The sequence below is a fragment of the Candidatus Odyssella thessalonicensis L13 genome, assembly GCF_000190415.1.
Classification (GTDB): domain Bacteria; phylum Pseudomonadota; class Alphaproteobacteria; order Paracaedibacterales; family Paracaedibacteraceae; genus Paracaedibacter; species Paracaedibacter thessalonicensis.
In genome coordinates this window covers 664,645-684,329 of the sequence record NZ_AEWF01000001.1, presented here as the reverse complement: position 1 = coordinate 684,329, position 19,685 = coordinate 664,645, and the positions used below count along the sequence as shown (strand labels likewise).

General features: G+C 39.5%; 20 protein-coding genes. 8 read left to right on the top strand and 12 right to left on the bottom strand.

The window, feature by feature from the left end:
• Positions 1 to 108 precede the first annotated feature (108 nt).
• Genes HMO_RS16620 through HMO_RS0103285 form a run of 4 tightly spaced genes read left to right on the top strand, consistent with a single transcriptional unit; the run spans position 109 to position 2,507 of the window.
• Positions 109 to 471: an LbetaH domain-containing protein gene (locus tag HMO_RS16620; protein WP_100070046.1), complete on the top strand. Its 363-nt coding sequence runs from the start codon at positions 109 to 111 to the stop codon at positions 469 to 471.
• On the top strand, positions 420 to 761 hold the full coding sequence (locus tag HMO_RS16615; RefSeq protein ID WP_425358512.1) for an LbetaH domain-containing protein: 342 nt from the start codon (positions 420 to 422) through the stop codon (positions 759 to 761). The genes HMO_RS16620 and HMO_RS16615 overlap by 52 nt, the downstream gene beginning before the upstream one ends.
• Positions 762 to 815: 54 nt before the next feature.
• On the top strand, positions 816 to 1,688 hold the full coding sequence (locus HMO_RS0103290; RefSeq protein WP_139016814.1) for a glycoside hydrolase family protein: 873 nt from the start codon (positions 816 to 818) through the stop codon (positions 1,686 to 1,688).
• Between the two features lie 6 nt (positions 1,689 to 1,694).
• The gene (locus HMO_RS0103285; RefSeq protein ID WP_010298652.1) at positions 1,695 to 2,507 is read left to right on the top strand and encodes a phytanoyl-CoA dioxygenase family protein; all 813 of its coding nucleotides are present in this window, start codon (positions 1,695 to 1,697) and stop codon (positions 2,505 to 2,507) included.
• 32 nt (positions 2,508 to 2,539) lie between these two features.
• On the opposite strand, the gene HMO_RS0103280 is transcribed toward HMO_RS0103285, so the two are convergent.
• The 6 genes from HMO_RS0103280 to HMO_RS0103250 form a co-directional block, all read right to left on the bottom strand.
• Positions 2,540 to 3,256, bottom strand: coding sequence for a WbqC family protein (locus tag HMO_RS0103280; RefSeq protein WP_010298650.1), 717 nt, complete (start codon positions 3,254 to 3,256; stop codon positions 2,540 to 2,542).
• Positions 3,240 to 5,120: an O-linked N-acetylglucosamine transferase family protein gene (locus HMO_RS0103275; protein WP_010298648.1), complete on the bottom strand. Its 1,881-nt coding sequence runs from the start codon at positions 5,118 to 5,120 to the stop codon at positions 3,240 to 3,242. The genes HMO_RS0103280 and HMO_RS0103275 overlap by 17 nt, the downstream gene beginning before the upstream one ends.
• Positions 5,121 to 5,390: 270 nt before the next feature.
• Positions 5,391 to 5,753, bottom strand: coding sequence for a helix-turn-helix domain-containing protein (locus tag HMO_RS13615; protein WP_010298646.1), 363 nt, complete (start codon positions 5,751 to 5,753; stop codon positions 5,391 to 5,393).
• A 93-nt stretch (positions 5,754 to 5,846) separates the two neighbouring features.
• Complete coding sequence (locus HMO_RS0103265) at positions 5,847 to 6,500, bottom strand: hypothetical protein (RefSeq protein ID WP_217490976.1); 654 nt, start codon at positions 6,498 to 6,500, stop codon at positions 5,847 to 5,849.
• Between the two features lie 506 nt (positions 6,501 to 7,006).
• Complete coding sequence (locus HMO_RS0103260) at positions 7,007 to 7,900, bottom strand: hypothetical protein (protein ID WP_010298642.1); 894 nt, start codon at positions 7,898 to 7,900, stop codon at positions 7,007 to 7,009.
• 717 nt (positions 7,901 to 8,617) lie between these two features.
• Complete coding sequence (locus tag HMO_RS0103250) at positions 8,618 to 9,253, bottom strand: hypothetical protein (RefSeq protein ID WP_139016813.1); 636 nt, start codon at positions 9,251 to 9,253, stop codon at positions 8,618 to 8,620.
• Between the two features lie 303 nt (positions 9,254 to 9,556).
• On the opposite strand from HMO_RS0103250, the gene HMO_RS0103245 reads away from it, so the two are divergent.
• The 3 genes from HMO_RS0103245 (at position 9,557) to HMO_RS0103235 (ending at position 12,083) form a co-directional block, all read left to right on the top strand.
• Positions 9,557 to 9,757, top strand: a complete 201-nt coding sequence (locus tag HMO_RS0103245) for a hypothetical protein (RefSeq protein ID WP_010298638.1) — start codon at positions 9,557 to 9,559, stop codon at positions 9,755 to 9,757.
• A gap of 319 nt (positions 9,758 to 10,076) precedes the next feature.
• Positions 10,077 to 10,784, top strand: a complete 708-nt coding sequence (locus HMO_RS0103240; RefSeq protein ID WP_010298636.1) for an iron-containing redox enzyme family protein — start codon at positions 10,077 to 10,079, stop codon at positions 10,782 to 10,784.
• Between the two features lie 42 nt (positions 10,785 to 10,826).
• Positions 10,827 to 12,083 carry a sensor histidine kinase gene (locus tag HMO_RS0103235; protein WP_010298634.1) on the top strand — a complete coding sequence of 419 codons (1,257 nt, stop codon included), beginning with the start codon at positions 10,827 to 10,829 and terminating at the stop codon, positions 12,081 to 12,083.
• A gap of 87 nt (positions 12,084 to 12,170) precedes the next feature.
• On the opposite strand, the gene HMO_RS0103230 is transcribed toward HMO_RS0103235, so the two are convergent.
• The 5 genes from HMO_RS0103230 to HMO_RS0103210 form a co-directional block, all read right to left on the bottom strand.
• On the bottom strand, positions 12,171 to 13,172 hold the full coding sequence (locus HMO_RS0103230) for a response regulator transcription factor (protein ID WP_010298631.1): 1,002 nt from the start codon (positions 13,170 to 13,172) through the stop codon (positions 12,171 to 12,173).
• Positions 13,173 to 13,364: 192 nt separating this feature from the next.
• Positions 13,365 to 13,559 (bottom strand): hypothetical protein, encoded by a 195-nt coding sequence (locus tag HMO_RS0103225; protein ID WP_010298629.1) that lies wholly within the window; start codon positions 13,557 to 13,559, stop codon positions 13,365 to 13,367.
• A 231-nt stretch (positions 13,560 to 13,790) separates the two neighbouring features.
• Complete coding sequence (locus tag HMO_RS0103220) at positions 13,791 to 15,092, bottom strand: hypothetical protein (protein WP_010298626.1); 1,302 nt, start codon at positions 15,090 to 15,092, stop codon at positions 13,791 to 13,793.
• A gap of 205 nt (positions 15,093 to 15,297) precedes the next feature.
• A complete protein-coding gene (locus tag HMO_RS0103215; protein WP_010298624.1) occupies positions 15,298 to 15,948 on the bottom strand; it encodes a hypothetical protein in 651 nt (216 codons plus the stop codon).
• Between the two features lie 24 nt (positions 15,949 to 15,972).
• The gene (locus tag HMO_RS0103210; protein ID WP_010298622.1) at positions 15,973 to 16,779 is read right to left on the bottom strand and encodes a hypothetical protein; all 807 of its coding nucleotides are present in this window, start codon (positions 16,777 to 16,779) and stop codon (positions 15,973 to 15,975) included.
• A gap of 579 nt (positions 16,780 to 17,358) precedes the next feature.
• Here HMO_RS0103210 and HMO_RS0103205 point away from each other — a divergent pair.
• The gene (locus tag HMO_RS0103205) at positions 17,359 to 18,171 is read left to right on the top strand and encodes a deoxyribonuclease IV (protein WP_010298621.1); all 813 of its coding nucleotides are present in this window, start codon (positions 17,359 to 17,361) and stop codon (positions 18,169 to 18,171) included.
• Positions 18,172 to 18,305: 134 nt separating this feature from the next.
• On the opposite strand, the gene HMO_RS0103195 is transcribed toward HMO_RS0103205, so the two are convergent.
• On the bottom strand, positions 18,306 to 19,589 hold the full coding sequence (locus HMO_RS0103195; RefSeq protein WP_010298617.1) for a hypothetical protein: 1,284 nt from the start codon (positions 19,587 to 19,589) through the stop codon (positions 18,306 to 18,308).
• Positions 19,590 to 19,685: the final 96 nt, after the last annotated feature.

The following is a 19,685-nucleotide window of genomic DNA, read 5'->3' as shown; positions in this document are numbered from 1 at the left end:
TGGCTAATAATTCTCACGGTAATTACAGTTATTTAACATTTTACATAATTTTAATCTATCGTCTGTTAGGCTAGAATTATAAGAAATGCCCACAGTTAAGTGAATGCTATGGTTATCATTTTTGGAACTGGTCAATTGGCCGAAGTTGCTTTTCAATATTTGACACGTGACACAGCCCATAAAATTGTGGCATTTACGGTAGATCAAGAATATATGACGTCAACCACTTTTATGGGATTACCGGTGGTTCCCTTTGAATCAATTGAATCAATTTATCCCCCCGGCCAGGTTAAGATGTTTATTCCGATAAGCTATTATAAGCTTAACCAATTACGCGAAAAAAATATCTTCAAGCAAAAGCCAAAGGGTACTCATTTATTAGCTATATTCATTCTTCTTGTTTGCAATATCAAGAAGCAGTGGGAGAAAATTGTTTTATTCTTGATAAAAACACTTTGCAGCCCGGGGTGACCATTGGCAATAATGTTATCCTTTGGAGTGGCAACCATATTGGTCATCACAGTCATATTGATGATCATACATTTATAGCTTCCCATGTGGTTATTTCCGGCAGTGTTCAGGTGGGTAAAAACTGCTTCTTTGGCGTTAATACCACCATTGGTGATAACCTTAAAATTGGTGACTTTACAGTTGTGGGAGCAGGAGCCATGGTGCTTAAAGGAGTAGGGGGCCATTCCTTGATTGTCCGTAAAAGTGAGGCCCTGTCAGAGCGCAGTAGCCATCGGCTTAGAGGTCTATAAATGGGGTGGGTTAAAAAAGGCCTGATTTTCAAAGCTCAAGGGCAATACCCCTTTATGCAGACACATACGCAGGTTCCCCTGGTCGAAGTGGTTAATGCTGATAGATGGCGTATTTACTTTTCCACCCGGGATAATTTAGGGAGAAGTCGACCGACTTATATTGAGGTCAATGCCCATAATCCTTTAGAAGTCCTCTATTGCCATCCTGAGCCGTTACTAGAGCTGGGGGAAATCGGCACCTTTGACGATTGTGGTGTTATGGCAACCGCGATCATCAATCAAGGGTCACGTAAGTTAATGTATTATACCGGTTGGAATGTGAGAAATACTGTCCCCTATCACAATTCTATTGGCCTTGCCATCAGTGAGGATGGAGGTAAAACTTTTCAAAGATTTTCCCAAGGACCGCTTTTGGCTTCCACTTATAAGGAACCATACTTTGTTGGTCTTGCCACCGTCCTGAAAGAAGATAAGTGGCGGATGTGGTATTCTTGCTGTACCGGCTGGCATAATCACAGGCAGAAACCAGAAGCAATTTATCGGATCCATTATGCTGAATCTGATAATGGTATTGATTGGCACCGCTCTGGCCAAGTGGCGTTAGATTACTTTAACAAAGAAGGTAATGGGCTTTCTGTTAGCAGTGTGTTCAAAGAAGATGACCTTTATCATATGGTCTTCTGCTATCGTAAACCCTTTGATTATCATACCAATCCTTTAAATAGTTATAAGATCGGTTATGCAATCTCTGAAGATGGCCTTCGTTGGCAACGGCAAGAAGATATTCTTAGCCTGTCGGAGCAAGGTTGGGATAGCTTTATGCTTGCTTATCCTTTTATGCTGCCTCAGAAAGACGCCTTTTACTTATTTTATAATGGCAATGATTTTGGCAAAAGCGGTTTAGGATTAGCTGTTAAACATAGGTGACTTTAAATGGATCGAGACTTCTATAACAAGCAAGGCTACTATGTTGCGAAGCAGTTGCTTCCTTTAGCTTCTATTGAAAGCATCTTGTTCGACATTGAGAGGCTTCTTAAAAACTATTTCCAGCACCGCCTTAAAGCCTTACCGGAACAGCAATGCCTTTATAGTTTTTTGAAGACCTTGTTTGAAAATGATCCTGTGGCTTACGGCGAATTTGTTAAAATGACAGGGGTAATTTCGCGCCTACCAAGTGTTCAGCTTTTACAATTTCATCCAACTCTCACTCTAAGCCTCCAAGCTCTCAATATTCAGAACTTTCTCATTCCCACCGGTCCTATCGTTAATATTTTTGCGGCTGATATGAGCACAAAGAATAATTTCTTGGGCCTAGAAGCACATCAGGATTGGCCGTCCATGCAAGGGAGTTTGGACGCAGTTATTGCTTGGATTCCCTTAAGCAATATCCATTTAGATACTAATCCTTTAGAAATTGTGCCCCAAAGCCACCAAGCTGGTTTGTTAGCACAGGCAGTCACCTCCCATCATTATCATACCGTTGATCATTATGACGACTCGGAGTTTTATCCTTTAGAAGTTGAGATGGGTGATGTCGTCTTTATGTCGGCTTTTACGGTGCATCGCACCGGCAAGCAAGGACGGCCTGATTCTTTGCGCGCGGCTTTGAGCTTTCGCTATGATAACGCCGAGGATCCCTTTTTTGTCTCACGATTATATCCTACCGCTTACCGACGAAGTGTTGATAGAGAGCTAAAAGCTGAACATATACCTACTCCTGAACAAGTGAGATCTGTGTTCATCTAGCTTTAAGGGGGAGGCAAGAACTTTTTATAGATTTATATTAGGGTGAATTGAGTTAAAAGCATGTGCTTAATCGCTGCAGGGGAGTTAAACATTAAAGCGTCCAACATGGATAACTTTTCCACGAAAGGATGATTAAACTGTTGATAAGGGCGAAGCTCTGGTCTAAGAAAGGAAAGCTTGATCCCATGGTGCAGGAAAGCATCAGGCTGATAAAGACTTTGCCCTCCGATCGAGTTTATATAATGAGTTCCTTGTAAGTTGCCTGTCAGATCAATAAGCTTATCAGCCCGCTTCTTCGATTTGTCGTGGTCAATTTCATGGGAAAGTTTGATCTCTTTCTCAAGGGACAGATAATTGAGAACTTGCTCAAGACTATTCTTAATAAAGAGAGGAATATTCCTATTCTCGTAGAGCAAGACTTGCTGATATAGATTAAAGATTTCTTTGAAGTAAGGGGCTCTTTTATAAGCCGTCTCAATGGTCATTAGGTTCTTTTCTAAGAATCTTTGGTCTAACAAAAAATAAGACTCGTTAATCAGCTTATTCTGGCTTGCTTTTTCAACAGGAAGGCTGATTAGGAAGGGCTGCTGATTTAATAATATGGTGTTGCGATTAATCCATCCCCGTTTAATAAAGGTAACATCATCTAATAAAACAAAAATATCAGCCTGACAGATAAGTTGAAAATAGCCTAAATAAGGTAGGAAGTAGGGCTGGTGAATTGCTATGGTTTTAGTCTGTTGTTCCATATTTGCGGGCTGTTTCTTCTAAGAGGTAAGTTTCATTTAATTTCTGCTGCAGCATAGCAAAGGCATCCTGATAGGCTTGGAGAATGGACTCATTTTGATCAAAAACAAGATATTTATTGTCACGTATTTTCTGTGCTATCTGATCTCTGATGGCCGTATCGCCTGCTATGGTAATAGATTTGTGAATATAATCCTGAAGATCACAGGCCAGACATTCCTCAATTCCCATTAGACGATACAAGGCCGTGCCCACTGAACCACGCAATTCTTGAGAGACCAGGGTGACAGTGGGGACAAGCATAGAAATGGATTGCATTAAGGTATTACCGCCACTAAAGGGGAATGTATCGAGAAGGACATCCACCTGCTTTAAGAGGAAGAAGAATTGGTGCTGAGGCACACTCGGGATAAATTGGCAACGCTCACTCAAGTCTCCCAGAGATTGCTTAAGTCTTTGTTTTAACCGTTCTGCTATCGGAGTATTGGCATAGGAGAATAGGATAACAGCCCTTGGGTCTGCTTCAAGAATCCCCTTAAAAATAGTATCCATCTTCGGGTGAACCTTGAACAACATTTGTGCACAAAAATATAAATTCTTATCTTCTGGCAAATTAAAGGCAGCACGATTATGGGGAACATCTTTATGAATAAAGTCTTCATAAATGGCGGGGAAGGTTGGTAAAGGAATCACCTTTTCTGTGTAGCGCTCTTGGCAATCTTTATCCTCGAGAAGGGTGCTGGAGAAAAAGTAATCGATTGTATCAAGACCGGTGGTGCAGGGATGGCCGCCAGAGACGCACTGAATAGGGGCTAAGCGTGCATGAGCAAGCAGGTACGTTTGCGGCGTCATACAGATATCCGTATACCACAGAATATCTACCTCATGTTTGGCGATAATATGACGAGCTTCTTCAATAGAGCTAGGAATATCAACACATTTTATATTTCCTAGTGTTTCTTTATAATTAACCTCATGCATGCTGCTCCCCCCAGAGGCAAGGCGAAAGTAAATTATTTCCTGGTCATCGTTATTGAGGGCTTTAACAAGCGGGGCCAGCGAGAAACTAACCGCATGAAATTTATCAAGATAACAGGAGAGAACACCGATCTTGGGTTTCCGATGAGGGGCCATGGTTGTATTGATACAATGGGGGCTAGTCCATGTCAGTTGGGGGAATACTTTCCTATAAATAGTTCCGATATCCTGCAGTAACTCTTTTGCTGGCGTGTCGTAATAGGCTAAGTAAAATAAACAATTGGGGACAGTCGAAGGAAAGCCTTGAGTGCTTTGCTGTTTCTTCATCCAATTTTGCACGTTATGGTGAAGGTGACAAAGAGCTGATTTCTCACTTTCTAAGTTATCGAGAAACTCTTCAAGTTCTAAATCCAGTAAAAGTTGCCAGTTTAAGCGGTCACGCTCAATATTATCCGTATCTTCAGAACTTAGATATTTTATATAGTTTGCTAAAGCCAGATCGGTTTCTCTTTTATTGAGATCCTTTTTTGCAAGAGTGTAATGAAGATAGTGAAGCTTGGCAACTTGTGGATGAAGCTTGAGAAAGTGTATAATTAGCTCTTTAGCCTGGACGACATGGTTGTCCTGTAGCATTAATTCGGCAAGATTAACAGCTGCAGGAAAAAACTCAGGACACCATTTTAGGGCCTCTTTAAAGCACTCATAGGCTTTAGCTTTTTGCTTCATTTTAAGGTAAGAGTAACCAAGTAAATTCCAGGCAGCAAAGTGATTCGGGACAGCTTTGATGACTTTTTCGAAGTAAGTGATAGCGGGGTGATACTTCTTGTCACTTTGAAGGCTCACTGCTTGCTTATACCACTTGTTAAGTGTCTGGGCGTTGACTTGCAATTTACTTTTCCCTCTTAGACAGAACTTAAATACTTATATTTATTTTAGAGAATTATCTTAAGGAGATAAAGTTCGTGGCAATGGTTACTTTTGTATTAACGCCGTAAAACTGTAAGAGAGGCCACAAACAAAATTTATATATTTTAGTTCTGCCACTTGTTATCTTGTCGCTCCCTTGGTTCTCTTTCTCACAATTAAAGGAGAATCTGAAAGATACAAGGTATTGCTTAAGACTTGAACGCTTAATATAGCAAGGCTAAAGAAAGAGGATTAAGGTTCTTGCTTTAGAATTTTAACTGTGCGGATGGTGCCATAGATTTCTGCCATCTCGAGGTGTACCCGCTGGCCAATAATATTTTCACAGGACAGCCAGAAACTCTGGTCCGAAGACGATAAGGAGATTTCTTCTAATCCATCGAAAAAATAATTAGGTGTTACTGCCAGAATCTTACATAGCTGATATAAGCGATGCGCGGGTATATTATCAGCCTTACGTTCATATTTTGAGAATTGCTGGGGCGTAATTCCTAATAAGCGGGCCAGCTCCCTTTGTTTAAGATTTAATTCTTCGCGCCTTCTTTTCAATTTCCGGCTAATATGAGTTTGAATATGAAGCGATGGCTTATTTGTCATTGAACTAGTTTCTCATTACTCTTACTTGAGTTTAACCTTTAGCGGGGCATTGATGGCTTCCCCCAGATATACATATCTAAAAGTTAGTGCCGACTATAGGGTTAAGACCCGCGGAAAAAATATGACATTTTCTTCGAGATGTACTTTTGGGCGAGGATAAAGTGGCCGCGGCTTGGATAAAAGTGACTCTTCCCTGCGATTGGGATGCTGTAAATAGTTTCTCAAAACTCGGTCCGTTCTTTGGCATGACCACAGATGCTGCCCCAGCATTACCTTAATACTATTAACATGGTCAATTAAATCGTCTAGATAGAAACTATTAGTATATAAAGTAAAGATGTGACGTTTGCCAAAGGCCGTTAGATAGCTTGACTGGGAATCAAACAGATCCTCAATTGGCATCAAATCAGCCGCATCCTCAGGGGTAACCATGAAAATGACCTCTTCTTTATGCTGCAGCTGGGCACAATAAATGCTTAGGAGTACACTATGCAGGACTATTTCAATAAGGGCAGCTTCATACAGGGACGCAGAGTTCCTGCTTAAGCGGGGGTCTTCCTCAAGCTTGAATTCGCAAATACGCAAGCATCCGGCGGCGGTTTGTAATATTAACTTTAGAGAAAACCCCGTTTGCTTCTGATGAAGTGTTAATTGTATTCCGGTGGAGCTGGCTGAGCATGTCACGCTATAACAGAAAACTAATTCTTGATGTGCCCAGGAATTTACATAAAATTTCAAATTCTGCATCAAAGCTTCCTTATTAACGAGTAACATCTCAAACCTCTCTATTAAATATTCCCTGCCTGTCTCAATATACAAATTTGTTATATTTACCCAATCGAAAGAAAGATAATATGTTATGAATTTTTTTCATAGGTGGAGAGTTAAGATGCAGTAAATACACACTTTTAAGAAAAAATGTTGCATAAAGAGTAAAAAACTTGTGAAAAATAACCTAATATAAAATGGTATAGATAATTTTTATTATTGATATTTATTATGTAGAAGGAGGCTTAGCCTATTATAATAATAAAATTATAGAGTAGAATTACCTGTTGCATGTTTGTTGCTTTGTAAGAATTTAGACAGCAAGAGTTTAGGTAATTGAGACCAAACTATGGAAAGGCAAGAACCTTAGCGTCTAGCTAAAAATAGCGTATCTAATGAAATAAAAAGGTCCAGAGGAAAACCTCTGGACTGCTGATCGTCGAAGACTTTGAAAGTAAAGAGCTATAGCTTTGCTCTCAATTTTCCTAAAATCTCCACTTCTTTTTTAGCTTCTGAATCCCCTTCTTTCCTTCTTTTTCAAATTTCTTGCCAGCTTTCTTTACTTCACGTTCAACTTTACCTTCCTCAATTGCTTCTTGAGTGTCATCTGCAGCTCGGTTTAGTACTTTTTCAGTTTTCTCAAGGCCTTTTTCTACTTCACGTTCAACCTTACCCTGCTCAATTGCTTCTTGAATGTCATCTGCAGCTCGGTTTAGTACTTTTTCGGTTTTCTCAAGGCCTTTTTTTACTTCACGTTCAACTTTACCTTCCTCAATTGCTTCATTCACATCATTGGCAACTCGCTTGGCTTCTTTTTCAGTTTTTTTACCAGCTTGCTTTACTCGTTGCTCAACACTCTTGCCCTCAATAACATTTTGTACTTGACGAACAACATGATCTTTCATGCTGCGAACTACCAGTTCAAGTTTTTTGTCAAGAGAGACTTTCTTAGCTTCGCGTTGGTCAGCGGGAACTTCCTGTTCAACCTTTTGCTTCAATCGGCTGGTCAAATCCTCTTCGATCTTTTTCTGAATCACTGGGGAATTATACATACTCATTAGTATTTGAGTGCGCATGCCTATTAATCCGCTTTGAGATGGCTTTGCTTGTATTTCTTTATCGTAATTTTCCACTATCTCATCCGCACATTCATCTCCTAAATGCGCAATAAGTGCCTCTAGAGCTTCATCTAACTGTGCGTATAATTGCTGATGCTGGGCAATCGCATCATCGGCTATAATTGCTGGAGGTACATCTGTTTGGGTGGTTGCGGGTAAAGGTGCACCCTGAGGATTTTGTTCGCCACCTTCGCCTCCATAAGGGGTATAAGCCTGGGCCACTGTTAAAACTGAACCTAAAAGTAATAGAGATAGTCTCATGGTATAATTCCTTTATATTATTAAAATTCTCATCATTGAATTATCATAGTTAATATAACTTGTGTACAAAAAACAGCAACGATAATAAGTGAACCATTTTCATCTTGGGGAATTTAGGGGGGCTATTTGCTGGAAATTTATTGCCTTTAGCGTAAGTTTTTCTCTCTTGCTTCTTATCAGAGCACTACGCTACAGCTTTATTGGATAAAGGCGGGAGAAGGAATTATCTGAGATACTGGAGTAGAAACTATACCAGGGGGAAATTGATGAACTATGTTATTCTTAAAGAACTAATCTTATCAGAGAATCATAAATCTATCTCCAAGACCATCCATAAGTTATATGGTGAAGTAATAGGGAGGCCTCATAAGCTCTAAATTGTAAGATATCCTGAAGATGAGGGCGTTTATCTCATATATTTAAATGATAAGGGAGAGGAACTTACGGATACTTTCCACTCAAATATTAAAGAAGCTATGGATCAGGCAAAATGGGAATTTGAGGCGCAAGAAAAAGATTGGCAAAGCCTCTAAAATTTCTTTAAGAGTAATGTTTAAGCAAACCAACGAAGTAGGAGTACTTTAATAGTCAAGGGGACAAAGCCGCTAAAGCGGCTTTGCTTTACTCATTTATATCTATCCGTGGCGCTGAGAGTAGCCGATCAGCGCTTAGAAGATTTGTAAGAAAAGTTTAAATTAAAGAAGCACCTCATCCCTTTTAGTCATATTTATCTGGTTGTGTGGTCGGAAAGTGAATGCCAAACAGCCCACGGGTAATGACATAATAGTTTAAAAGGGCCCAAATCAGAAATTTGACAAATCCCGGTAAGCTAAGAGGAACGAAATTTAAAACGGTGAAAGCCCAGTGAAATCTCTCTTTAAGATCCCAGCCGGGCTCAGCGATTCCGTTTCCATACTGTAACGTCTGGAGGATCGGGGCCAATTTATGCCACAGAATGTGACAGATCATAGGGATAAGAAAAAACACCAGCCAAAGAAGCAAGATATATTTTACATTAGTGATTTTAGAGATGCCCGGCATAAACTTAAATGTTTTATAAGAGGCGGTATTTAAGGTATCCCGCGTCATGCTCGCCAGGACAATTAATATGGAAGCCTGGATAAAAACCCATGTGCCTCCAGAATCGATAACTGGATGATTGCTCAACTGCTGGAAAACGGCATCTACAAAATTATGGCCGGTCAACAATTCAACTATTTTGGCTATCAAGAACGTTGGCAAACTTATCCAGTTTAAGACAATAATGTACCCGAAGGCAATAATGGCTGCTCGCCATGCCATAGACAGGGTAACCTTAATTGAATCGAGCGCAGTTATTTTGGGGCCAGTCAAATCAGTCCTCCATTAGCTAGCTTGTCTATTAAACCTTAGAAAGGGGAAAGCTACCCTTAGGAATAACATCAAATAAGTTAAGAAAGTTTCAAAAAAACGCGTAATTTCTTAGGATCCCCCCATTAAACCAATTAGGGAGACTATCTATCAACCAGTCTCCCTACCTTATAGCAAAAAGAGTGGCAGAAAAGATAGGACGATTATTTGTCAAAAAAGATGTAATGATAGTAATTTTCTCCCTCGGGTTGCGGCTGCCGATGCTAGCGGGGAGGGTGCAACCATTGGCGGCGGAGCCGTCGGGGGATGTGTCGCGGAACGCGAACAGCAGTCGCTGACAGTGCAGGCATCTTAACAGCTGCTCGCTTAAATGCCTTGGTTATCAAAGACCGGGAGGGGGAGGCTCAGTCAACTAATATCGCTCAAGGTGTTCTTATAGGAAATCTCGATCTTACTTTGCCATTCTCCTATAAGATAGAAGTAAGGTTAAGGATATTCTATCCTTAGCTCAAATTTTTTGGCTTTATATATAGAGTAGAATTATCTTCTCTTCCATGCTTTATGAATGTTTACGGTCTCTTTCTGAACTGCTTTAAATTAAACAATAAAATAGCTTTTTAGCTTCTTAAGCTTAACTCAAAAATATAATCTTTTTTCCTCTCTTTTTATCAACCCTAAGTAGATATTTTCAAACATAGGTATTGAAGAGATGGTAATCGATAATTATATCCTGATAGGATAAGGATATCTCAACCATATCTTTTAAATTTAAAAGTAAATATTGAGAAAAATAATAAACAAGCAACGAAAATGAAGAGTCAATAAGATGAAAATAGCTTTAGAAGCCTCTGTGGGCAAAGAAGAATTATTACATTTTTTATGTGAATGGGACCACAACTATTCTTCTTCTCTAAAAAAAATAGATTTGTTTAATCCCCTTCTTACTTCTCAGTGGACACAAGCGCAGAAGACATATTTTGCTAGATTATTTTATCATGTCAGGGGTCACTTTCATGACTTCCTTTGGTTTCTTGGAAATCATGCCTCCAGCAAATTGATCAAAGATATCATTTTAACTAATATAGCAGAAGAATTTAACAGTTCTGCTAAATCTCATGAGCAGATGTATATTGATTTTGCGTCTAGTCATGGAGCGGATCTAACTGAGGAAATTATAGAAAACAAGACTCACCTTCCGTTTATCCAAGAGTATAATAAAGGCCATCTTAGATGGTTAGCACACCATAGTGAGGAAGAAAGATTTGCTGCGTTTTCAGCGTATGAAAGGCTAGATAATGTGGATTATAAATATTTGGCAGAGCTAGCCAGTTCATTAAATACACCTCGAAAGGGATTGTTGTTTTTTAAAGTTCATCTAAATGCGCAACATTTTAGTACAACAGAGAGAAATCTCTCTACTATCTGGAAAGAAAATTCTTCCTATGTTAAGGATTCTTTTACTTTTATAGGCGAACATCAGTTAAAGATGTGGCAGACTTTATCAGACACCATATTCCAATATATAGAAAAATAATATTTTGCTGCTGTTTCTTGATAAAGGCTTTGAGGAGATCCTATGAAAGTTGAACCTTCCCAAGGTAGCATAAAACTATTTGGAACAGTAATGGCAACTAATTACCCCTTATACTGGATAATATGGAATAAGGGGATAGCTATAGATGGTAATTATACTGACTTTATTTTAAGGTTTTGTGCAACTCTATTATGCTTAGGCCTTGTATGTGAAGATTTATGGAGGCTAAAGTATAAACGCATTTTTACCTTATACTGGTATTTCACAGTTACTTTTTGCTTGCCATTCTTCTTTACTTTTATGACGCTTAAATACCATGCGTCAGTTGTATGGCTGATGAACTTCATGTCATCTTTCTTCTTTCTATTTTTGCTGTTGAATCTCTTAACTGCTCTCACAATATTTATTATTGGCGCTAGTATAGGTTATATAGCATTCTACTTTTATTTAGCTCCTTTTTATCTCGAGGTAGGCTCTATTAGTTTGTATGAATTTATTTTCACGATTTTTGGAGCAATAATAATCGGAGGCTTATTTTCTTATGATAAAGAGCACATTCAAAAAGAAAAACAGCAGTCACTCAGAATGCAAGCAGCTGCGATAGCGCACGAGATGCGTACCCCTTTAGCGGCTGTGGCTAATATGGCGACAGGGTTAAAAAAGTATTTGCCTACTCTTATAGAGACCCAGCAAATTATGCAAGAAAAGGAAGAGAGTCTACCTTACGTCAGTGATAAGATTTTAGAGCCTCTTAAATTGGTCCCTACTGAATTAGAAAGAGTGTCGAGAGGTGCTTTTACGGTCATTGATACACTTCTCTTGAACCTCCAAGATGCCCCCTCAAAAATTGTTCTTGAGCGATGTAAGATTTTAGATTGTGTAGAAACTGCTCTCAAAGCCTATTCTTTAACTGATGCAGAAGAAGAATTAATCTCGTTTGAAAGTGTTGAGAATTTTGAAATTGAGACAAATACTCACTTACTCAAGCATGTCTTTTTTAATCTGCTCAAGAACTCACTTCATTATGTTAAAGCTGCTGGAAAAGGTAAGATCTGCATTTGGAGTGAAAAAGGTGAAGAGTTCAATACCCTCCACTTTAAAGATACCGGTAAAGGTATTTCGCCAGATATCCTCCCGCATATTTTCGACCAATTTTATAGTCATACCGATCATGGTACGGGGGTCGGGCTTGCTTTTTGTAAAATGGTCATGCAGAAATCCGGCGGAGACATTACCTGTGACTCAGTTGAAGGGGAATTTACTCACTTTACTTTGAGCTTTCCTGTGGTTAAAGAGTAAGCCTTTGACGGGATTTAAGAGGGATAAGCATCTACTTTCTCTAACAGTCTGGCAGATTAATTGGAAAGGTGCTCGTATCCTTACTTCCTATCTTTTCCGCTGATATCTATTAAAAGAGAAAACTTCTGAAGCGCTGATATAATCCACGTCTGGCACATAGGCGACAAAATATCTATTTTTCCCTTGCACCACCTGAATTGGATAAGCATATTTGTCCCAATTATTAACATCTGGATGTTTATTATTGCCATGAAAGGGAAAACACAGGGTTTTCAGATTTTCATCTAAGGCGCTTCTTAAAGAGGAAAGCTCCTTGTCTTGAGAAACTTCTTGCTCAAGTGTCATAATATATCCTGATTGTACATCATCGAAAAATTCGTTACTTAACACATACAGGGCACTGACTTTACCTTTGGCAGTCAAGAACACAAATCCACCTGTGTCTTGGTTAAAGTAATATTCAGTGATATGATTTTTCTCTACCAACTCCTTAAAGTATTGTATGAAGCTCTGATCGTAAAGGGGGGACTCTCTGTGATCTTCATATACAATATCTTTCTTAATTAAGGCTTCGAGGGAAATGTCGGTAATCGCCTTAAAATATTTCAGCTGGCTTTGCGCAATAAATTTGTTAAGAATAGAGGCTTGCTTTTCATTTTCGTCCTGTTTACGAATATAGCCATCAATAAGACCTGTATTGAATGCTTCGATTGCAATTTTTTCATCTGCAACGCCCGTATATAATATTTTGCGAATATAGGGATTCTGAAGTTTTTCACAGAATTCTAACCCTTTCATACTGGGCATTTCGTAGTCAACAATAACCGTTGAGACTTCCTCATAGCGCTGAAAAGAGAAAATTGCTTTATAAATTTCATCAGTTTTATGCTCTCGCATCGGAAAGGCGGACGGCAAAAAATCAATAGCCTGGCAATTGTTGGCAAATTCTAATGCTTGATAAGGATTATCAAAGAAATCGTAGGTAGCTAAATTATGATCGATAATTAGTGCTAAGCTTTTTAAAATACTTGAGTTATCGTCTACAAAAATAACTTTTGTTGGAAAATAACAGCATAGTAATGAATTCATTTGATTGTCCCTTGGCCTCTAGCTATTCGCAGTTAGTTTGCCATAAAATCGTTAACAATAGATATACTTTAGATCTTTAATCCTAGATGGGCTCAAAAATCAAGTACAGGGGTAAAACAGATTATTTTCTGCCCTTGATAGGCAAATAAATTATTAATAAGTAAGTGGGTTATCTAGGGGGTAGGGCCGCCGTTAGACGAGATTAAAGATAAAAAGACAGAGAAACTTAGTAAAAATCCTATCATTCTTATGACATGACTTATCGTCGACAATCACTATAATTTTGCTCCTTTGCCAATTTAGCTCAGCCCCATAGGGCTTACCTTCCCCCACCGTGCGGACAAACGCTCGATCATAAAACCAGCATGCAACTTTCTTTGTTCTCATAAAAAATCTCTAACAGCGTCTTTCGCCCTCCTATAAATGAGCCCTGATCGCTCCAATGACGAAAGCGACGAGGGCAGCCGAGAGTGGGGCGGCATGAAGATCCCATCCCCTCCCCAAGCCTCTTCAAGACAATAGATTCACCAACTATTGTGCACTGCCAGAAGAAGAGAATTTACGAAGCAGGCTAATGACCTCTGTGACTCTCATTTCGGGAACCATTAGCTGTTCTAGCTAACTTATCACCCTTTCTTGATCTAGAAGAGGTATCTCATTGGCTTCATCAATTATGAGTATGCGATCAACCCAATCCATCTGAGGTTGTATCAAACGCAAGCTTAGTCTAATTGTAGGTTCACGGCGTGGGGAAGGAATTTTGAAAACTTTCTTCAAAAGTTCTTTGCGACCAACCCAATCCATCTCGGATTGTATTAGGCGCAAGCTTAGGTGAATAACACTTTCGTGCTGCTCGAAGGGAATCTTTTTTACAGCCTTCAACATCTGTTCGCGCTCATAATTTCCCATATCTGGAGCAAATAAATGCTGAGCATTTTCCACTGTCACTTCTCGCTGATCAGGAGCTATTTCTGAAATGATCTCTGCCAACGTTACAAAGTAATAAAGCCCTCCTGCTTCAGTACAAACGCTCTCAGTCAAGGCTAAGATAAGAGGAAGCTCATTCGCGGGTACTTTTACAGCAAAATCGATGAGAGAGGAAATATCTGCTCCGTCCATAGAAGGGGTAAGTACCGGCTTTAATAGAGGAATAATCTCTTCAAGGGCGGGAGAATAATTCTGGTTAATGCAGTTTAGCAGGTTAACTATATCATAGCCGTTCATCTCGGATTGTATTAAAGATAAGCTTAACTTAATGGTACGTAGACGACAATTGGAGGGAATTTCGGAAACTTTCCTCAATATTTCTTTGCGATCAAGCCAATTCATCTGGGGCTGTATTAAATACAAGCTTAATTGAATGATGTTCGCTTGGTGTGCGAAAGGAATTTTTTTGACAGCAGTCAATATCTCTGCACGTCCATAATTGTCTATATGCGGAGTAAATAAATGCTGAGCATTTGCAACTGTCCCCTCGCGCTGCTCAGGCGCTATCCCTAAAATGGATTCACTTAACTTTTTGATGTATGAAGTTCCTTCTGTTTCAATACAAACGCTCTTGATTAAAGAAAAAATAAGAGGAAGCTCATTCGAAGGCACTTTCAAGGCAAAATCAATGAGAGAAGAGATGTCCGCTTTGCTCATAGAAGGGGTAAGTAAAGGCTTTAGCAGAGGAACAATCTCATCCAAGGAAGAAGAATAATTCTTGGCTATACAGCTTAGCAGATCACAAATATCAGTGTCTGGCTGCTCGCTATGCCTATCTGAAGAGGTTGCAGAAGAGAGGTGGTAAAGTTCGGGTTCTCTTTCTTCTTCTAGGAGATTCTTTTCATTTGCTTGAAGCAAGTTAATGAAAGGACTAATGATCCCTAAAAAGGCAAAAGAGATGTAGCGAGAGGTTTTAATCTTCTTATTACCCATTTTTACTTCCTTATTTTGTTTGCTGAATAAAATTAGCATAAAGGATAAAAAAGGGTAGAAGAATAAAAAGAAAAATAGAGAGAATTTAATGATTAGATAGGTCTTACTATTTAAACCTACTTGTTTCTTACCTTTTTAGATTACCTTCCATTGTATCCACTTATCACCTCTCTTATTATGCAGGTCTCTTATTTAACTGTTAGGTTTAAAAAAGAATGCATGAATGATCGATGCCCTCATGAGCTTCCTTGACGGCCCGTTTTTTAAAATAATAGTTAAGAACCTCTGGAACACAAGTCATATAGCCTGTAGCATCGCCATAGGTTGCTAAGATTTTTCCAAAAACACTGGAGATTTGAATGTGATCATCTTTTTGTCCGTAGCTAGCAAACCGTATAATCTTCAGCGTCCAAGCAGCACGCTTAGTTGATGTAGCTTCATACTGATAATCCAGTTGATATCTTTGATGAATCTCCTCTTCCTTCCACTCTAGATCTTGACGTTTAATCATTTCAGGAGCAAGTGCCACATAATAATCATAAGTGTGGCAAAGGCCAGATTTATTGCGAGCTTCAATATGAAAGAGAGGATAAATATGCTCTAAAGAAAGGTTGAATTCTTCCTGACCATACTCACGAACAGTTTGTTCTAAAGGTTTTGTGGACGAAGCATATATTTCAGGTAAAACATAGGCATTGCCTTTTTTAAGTTTAGCAAGATATGTGCTATCCGTTGTTGAAACAAGGCAAACAACAATCTTGTGGCTCCGGTCTTCAATTTCTCTAGTTTCCATAGCGTGGGTAAGTGTTGTGCTTTGTGCTAAAATGAAGAACAAAGCTAGTTTCCAAAAGTTCATAATTAATCTCCTATGAGTGTAAAATTAGTGCGAGAAAATTGCACTGGGGATGAGAATTATTGCTGCTAAAGCAAACATCACTCCTTTTGCAGTTTGTGCTCTGCTTTCTTCTTTCTTATGTTCCTCTTTGATAAATTGTTGAAGAACAAGACAATTTTTGAAATATTCATCAATATATTGAGGGGGAAAGAAAATCTCAAGAGTTGAAAGTAGACTCTTCGGTGCAAAGTTCTGGGTTAATTCTTGCGCATGCGCATGAGTGGTGATCTCTTCATGAGCATATAATCGGTTCATAACTTTTAATGCAGACTGCACATCAGCCGGTGCATTGGTGGCTGAATACCAGATTACATTTTGAACTTCTCCAATAGCCTCTTTTGTTAAAGCAGCGCTGTAATAAAAGTGAGTCGTTTTCTGTGCAGGAAGGGGTAACCGTTCCTCCTCTTTAATGTCGCCAGGCATTCCTAGAATAACAGCTATTGTCGTCAGAAAAGACCAAGATTTTTGTTTCTTATAGTGAGGTAGAACCTCAAGGCGTCCGATTAAAGAAATAGCTTCCTTAGGAATTGTGATGCCAAGATGGTGTTCTGCATGCTCCAGAATTGCCTCATCAGTAAATTTGTTTAGCTTAACCCCACAGGTCAGAAGTTCGGGGGAGGAGGCTGCAGAGGGAGTAAAAAGGCCAACTCTAACTTCTGCTGGATCTTCTTTATTTAATAAAAACAGATGGGAAACACGGGTGGACTGGGACTCTTCTTCAGGAGCCTCCATGGCACTTACACCCTGCATAAAGGCCAGACAGATCGATAAACTTGAGATATATTTTCGCATGAGAGGTATTCTCCAATTTCTCAAAAAATGGTTAAGATCCTTTTCACAATAATTAACTTATATTTCTAATGCTACAATTAAATTATACTTATAATTTTATAAGAATTAATTGGCTAGACTGCACTAGCGGCTGCCCTGCTACGATTATTATGTCTTGATCAGCATCGTAAATGCCAAGCGGACAGAAACATGATTGAGAGGCGTTACTGCAGCTCAGTCTATCGGCGTAGGGAAGGGGGGCACAGCAGGAAGCAGCTAAGGTGTCTACAGGGTGACTTACTACCGCCTATCTAGGATGTTACTTCGGTGGAGTTGGTAATGACCTGCACCATAAAGGATAATTTTTCACGAGAGATGGCCATTTTAGGGAGCTGTTAAGCTTCTAAAATTGTTACTTAGGGCGAATCATTGCAGCCAGAACGTTGAAGCGGAAAAACCTCTCGAGAACTCACCTGGTTTTTAAGCGCTGATGCAATTAATGTTAACCTATTAATGCTGAAATATAAGTCAGTAATTTTAAACGAAAGTAGCATTTGTACAGGGGAGATAACAGAAGGTCTTTTTCTGAGGAGGTATGGCGTGGATATCGGATTTCATTGCAGCATAAGTGGTTCTAAAGGTTATGTAAATGCCATTATAGAAGCCAACCGCTTTCACCTGACAGCAATGCAAATCTTTGCCAAGAGCCCCCGCTGTTGGAGAACTCGAGAATTAAAGCCCTTAGAAGCGGAAAACTTTCGGGCCGCCCGTGCTCTAAGTCAGCTGCGCACCTGTGCGATCCATTCATCCTATTTGATTAATTTAGGGGTAGAGGGAGAGCTGTGGCAAAAAAGTATCCAAAGTCTAAAGGATGACCTTGATAAAGCGCATATGCTGGGCATTGAATATATTGTCCTCCATCCCGGCTCTCTAAATATTGATCACGTGAGAAACGGCATTTTTGAGGCCCTGCACCAATCCCCCAGCACAGCCACACTATTGATAGAGAATGCAGCCGGCGGTGATCAAAGATTGGGAAGAAAATTTGAAGATATCGCCAGACTAATCGAAAATACGACGTTGGGCGTGTGTCTGGATACCTGCCATGCTTTTGCGGCAGGGTATCCGATCCATGAAGACCCTCAAGCTTTTCTAGATCATCTTGATGCTCTCATTGGCTTAGAGCGGATCCCGGTTATTCATTTCAATGATTCGCGGGCGGATTTTGCCAGCGGTATTGACCGTCACGCCAGCCTGTTGGAGGGAAAAATTAATGATAGCTTGAAATATTTTCTGCAAGAGCCGCGGCTGCAAGATAAAGCCTTTATTATTGAAATAGCCCCTGAAAAATTCCTCCATAATCTAGGGGTTATTTACCAATGGCAACAAGAGATCACAGTTTTAAAACCGTAAACTCTTAAACCTTAAATGCTGGAGAGCGAGGAGGGTAAACGCAATAGCAACCTTCTTCATATGCTTAAAGCCGCTTTAAGAAAGGGGGCTTTGCAGTCTGTTTCACCTTTAACCTTTCTTCGCTTGGCTTTGTTTTAAAGAGCCTTCGCAGACATCATCGCATCATAAAGACGTCCACCCTTTTCTAATTCTTGACGCATCCAGGTAATCATTTCTAATAAAACAGTGTGTATTGGCTCCATTTGATAGGTAGTACCTAAAACTTTTGCTCCAGGCGCTAAGACTTGCTCTTTGGTTAAGAATTGATCATTGATTAAATCCCAGGCCACATCTCTATAGAAGGTCTTTAGCTTTTTATACTGCTCTAAATCATTTTTCTGCTGCTTTTGAAGGTGATATAAGGAAAATGTGCTGTTATAATCTTCAATGTGCCGTTGACAGTCATTGAGGAAGTTCCTCATGGCCCTTATACTCCTATTCCCTGTGCCACCGTAGACATAATGTTTGGCGCGATCTTCAATGGGTTCCAGCACTTCATGTAGAGCGTAAAATAATAGGGTAATGACTTTCTTTGTCTCACTCTCATTAAAACTTGCGGCTTTAGCAGCACCAAGGATATCCTGCACCACTTCCCCATAAAATTTAAGGGTCTCTCCTCTTCTGAGGCGGACCAGGATGGGACTCTCATCACCGCCACCCACCAGGTTTCTAAAATGGGCCCAATCATGGAGGAGAATTTCAATCGGCGTCTGGTAAATGCCGCCATGAACAGCTCCTTTAGCTGCACTCAGACTATAGAGATATATTTGATGCGAAATTGGGTATCTGTCCTTCTTAATGCCAGCAAATCCTTTAAGGAAGTCTTGTTTTGAGAAAGCACTTTCGCCTGTTTGAAAATCAATATAAGGCATTAAATACATATACTCGTTTAAATTGAGAAGATTATCTATCTCGCCGCATTCCTCTGTCACTTTATTCATGTCATGTTTCCAAAGCTCTTTACCATCCACAATTTTATTTAACTGACGAATGACTTTCGGTATGCCGCCTGTTAGATCAGAAGTCGGGTTCTCACGTTTATGGGGGGGAGTCAAAGCCATGGCTGCTTGAACTGACATCCAATTAATGTCATATAAGTAGACCTCTTCAAGAAGATCAAACTGTTGCTTAATGAGCGCTACTTCTTCCTTGTCTACTTGCGGGCTCTGGTCAAGAAGCTTAAGAATTTTATCCCCAAATACTCTATACTTTTCACAAGGAAAACTTTCCCACTCTTCTCTTATATCACGTAGAGACTGCATCTCTTGATCAAGAGAATCTGATGCAAGAGTGGTATCTTTTTCCATGGCACCTAAAGAAAAAACTGAGCTAGATAGAATGCAGCCCAATACCAACGATTTTTTAAAATAATTCTTCAAAGTATGGTTCCTAAAATGTATTAACTTTTAGCTATATATAAGAACTAATCAAAAGAAAGCAAGATCTTAAGTAAAATAAGTATTTATTTAAAATTA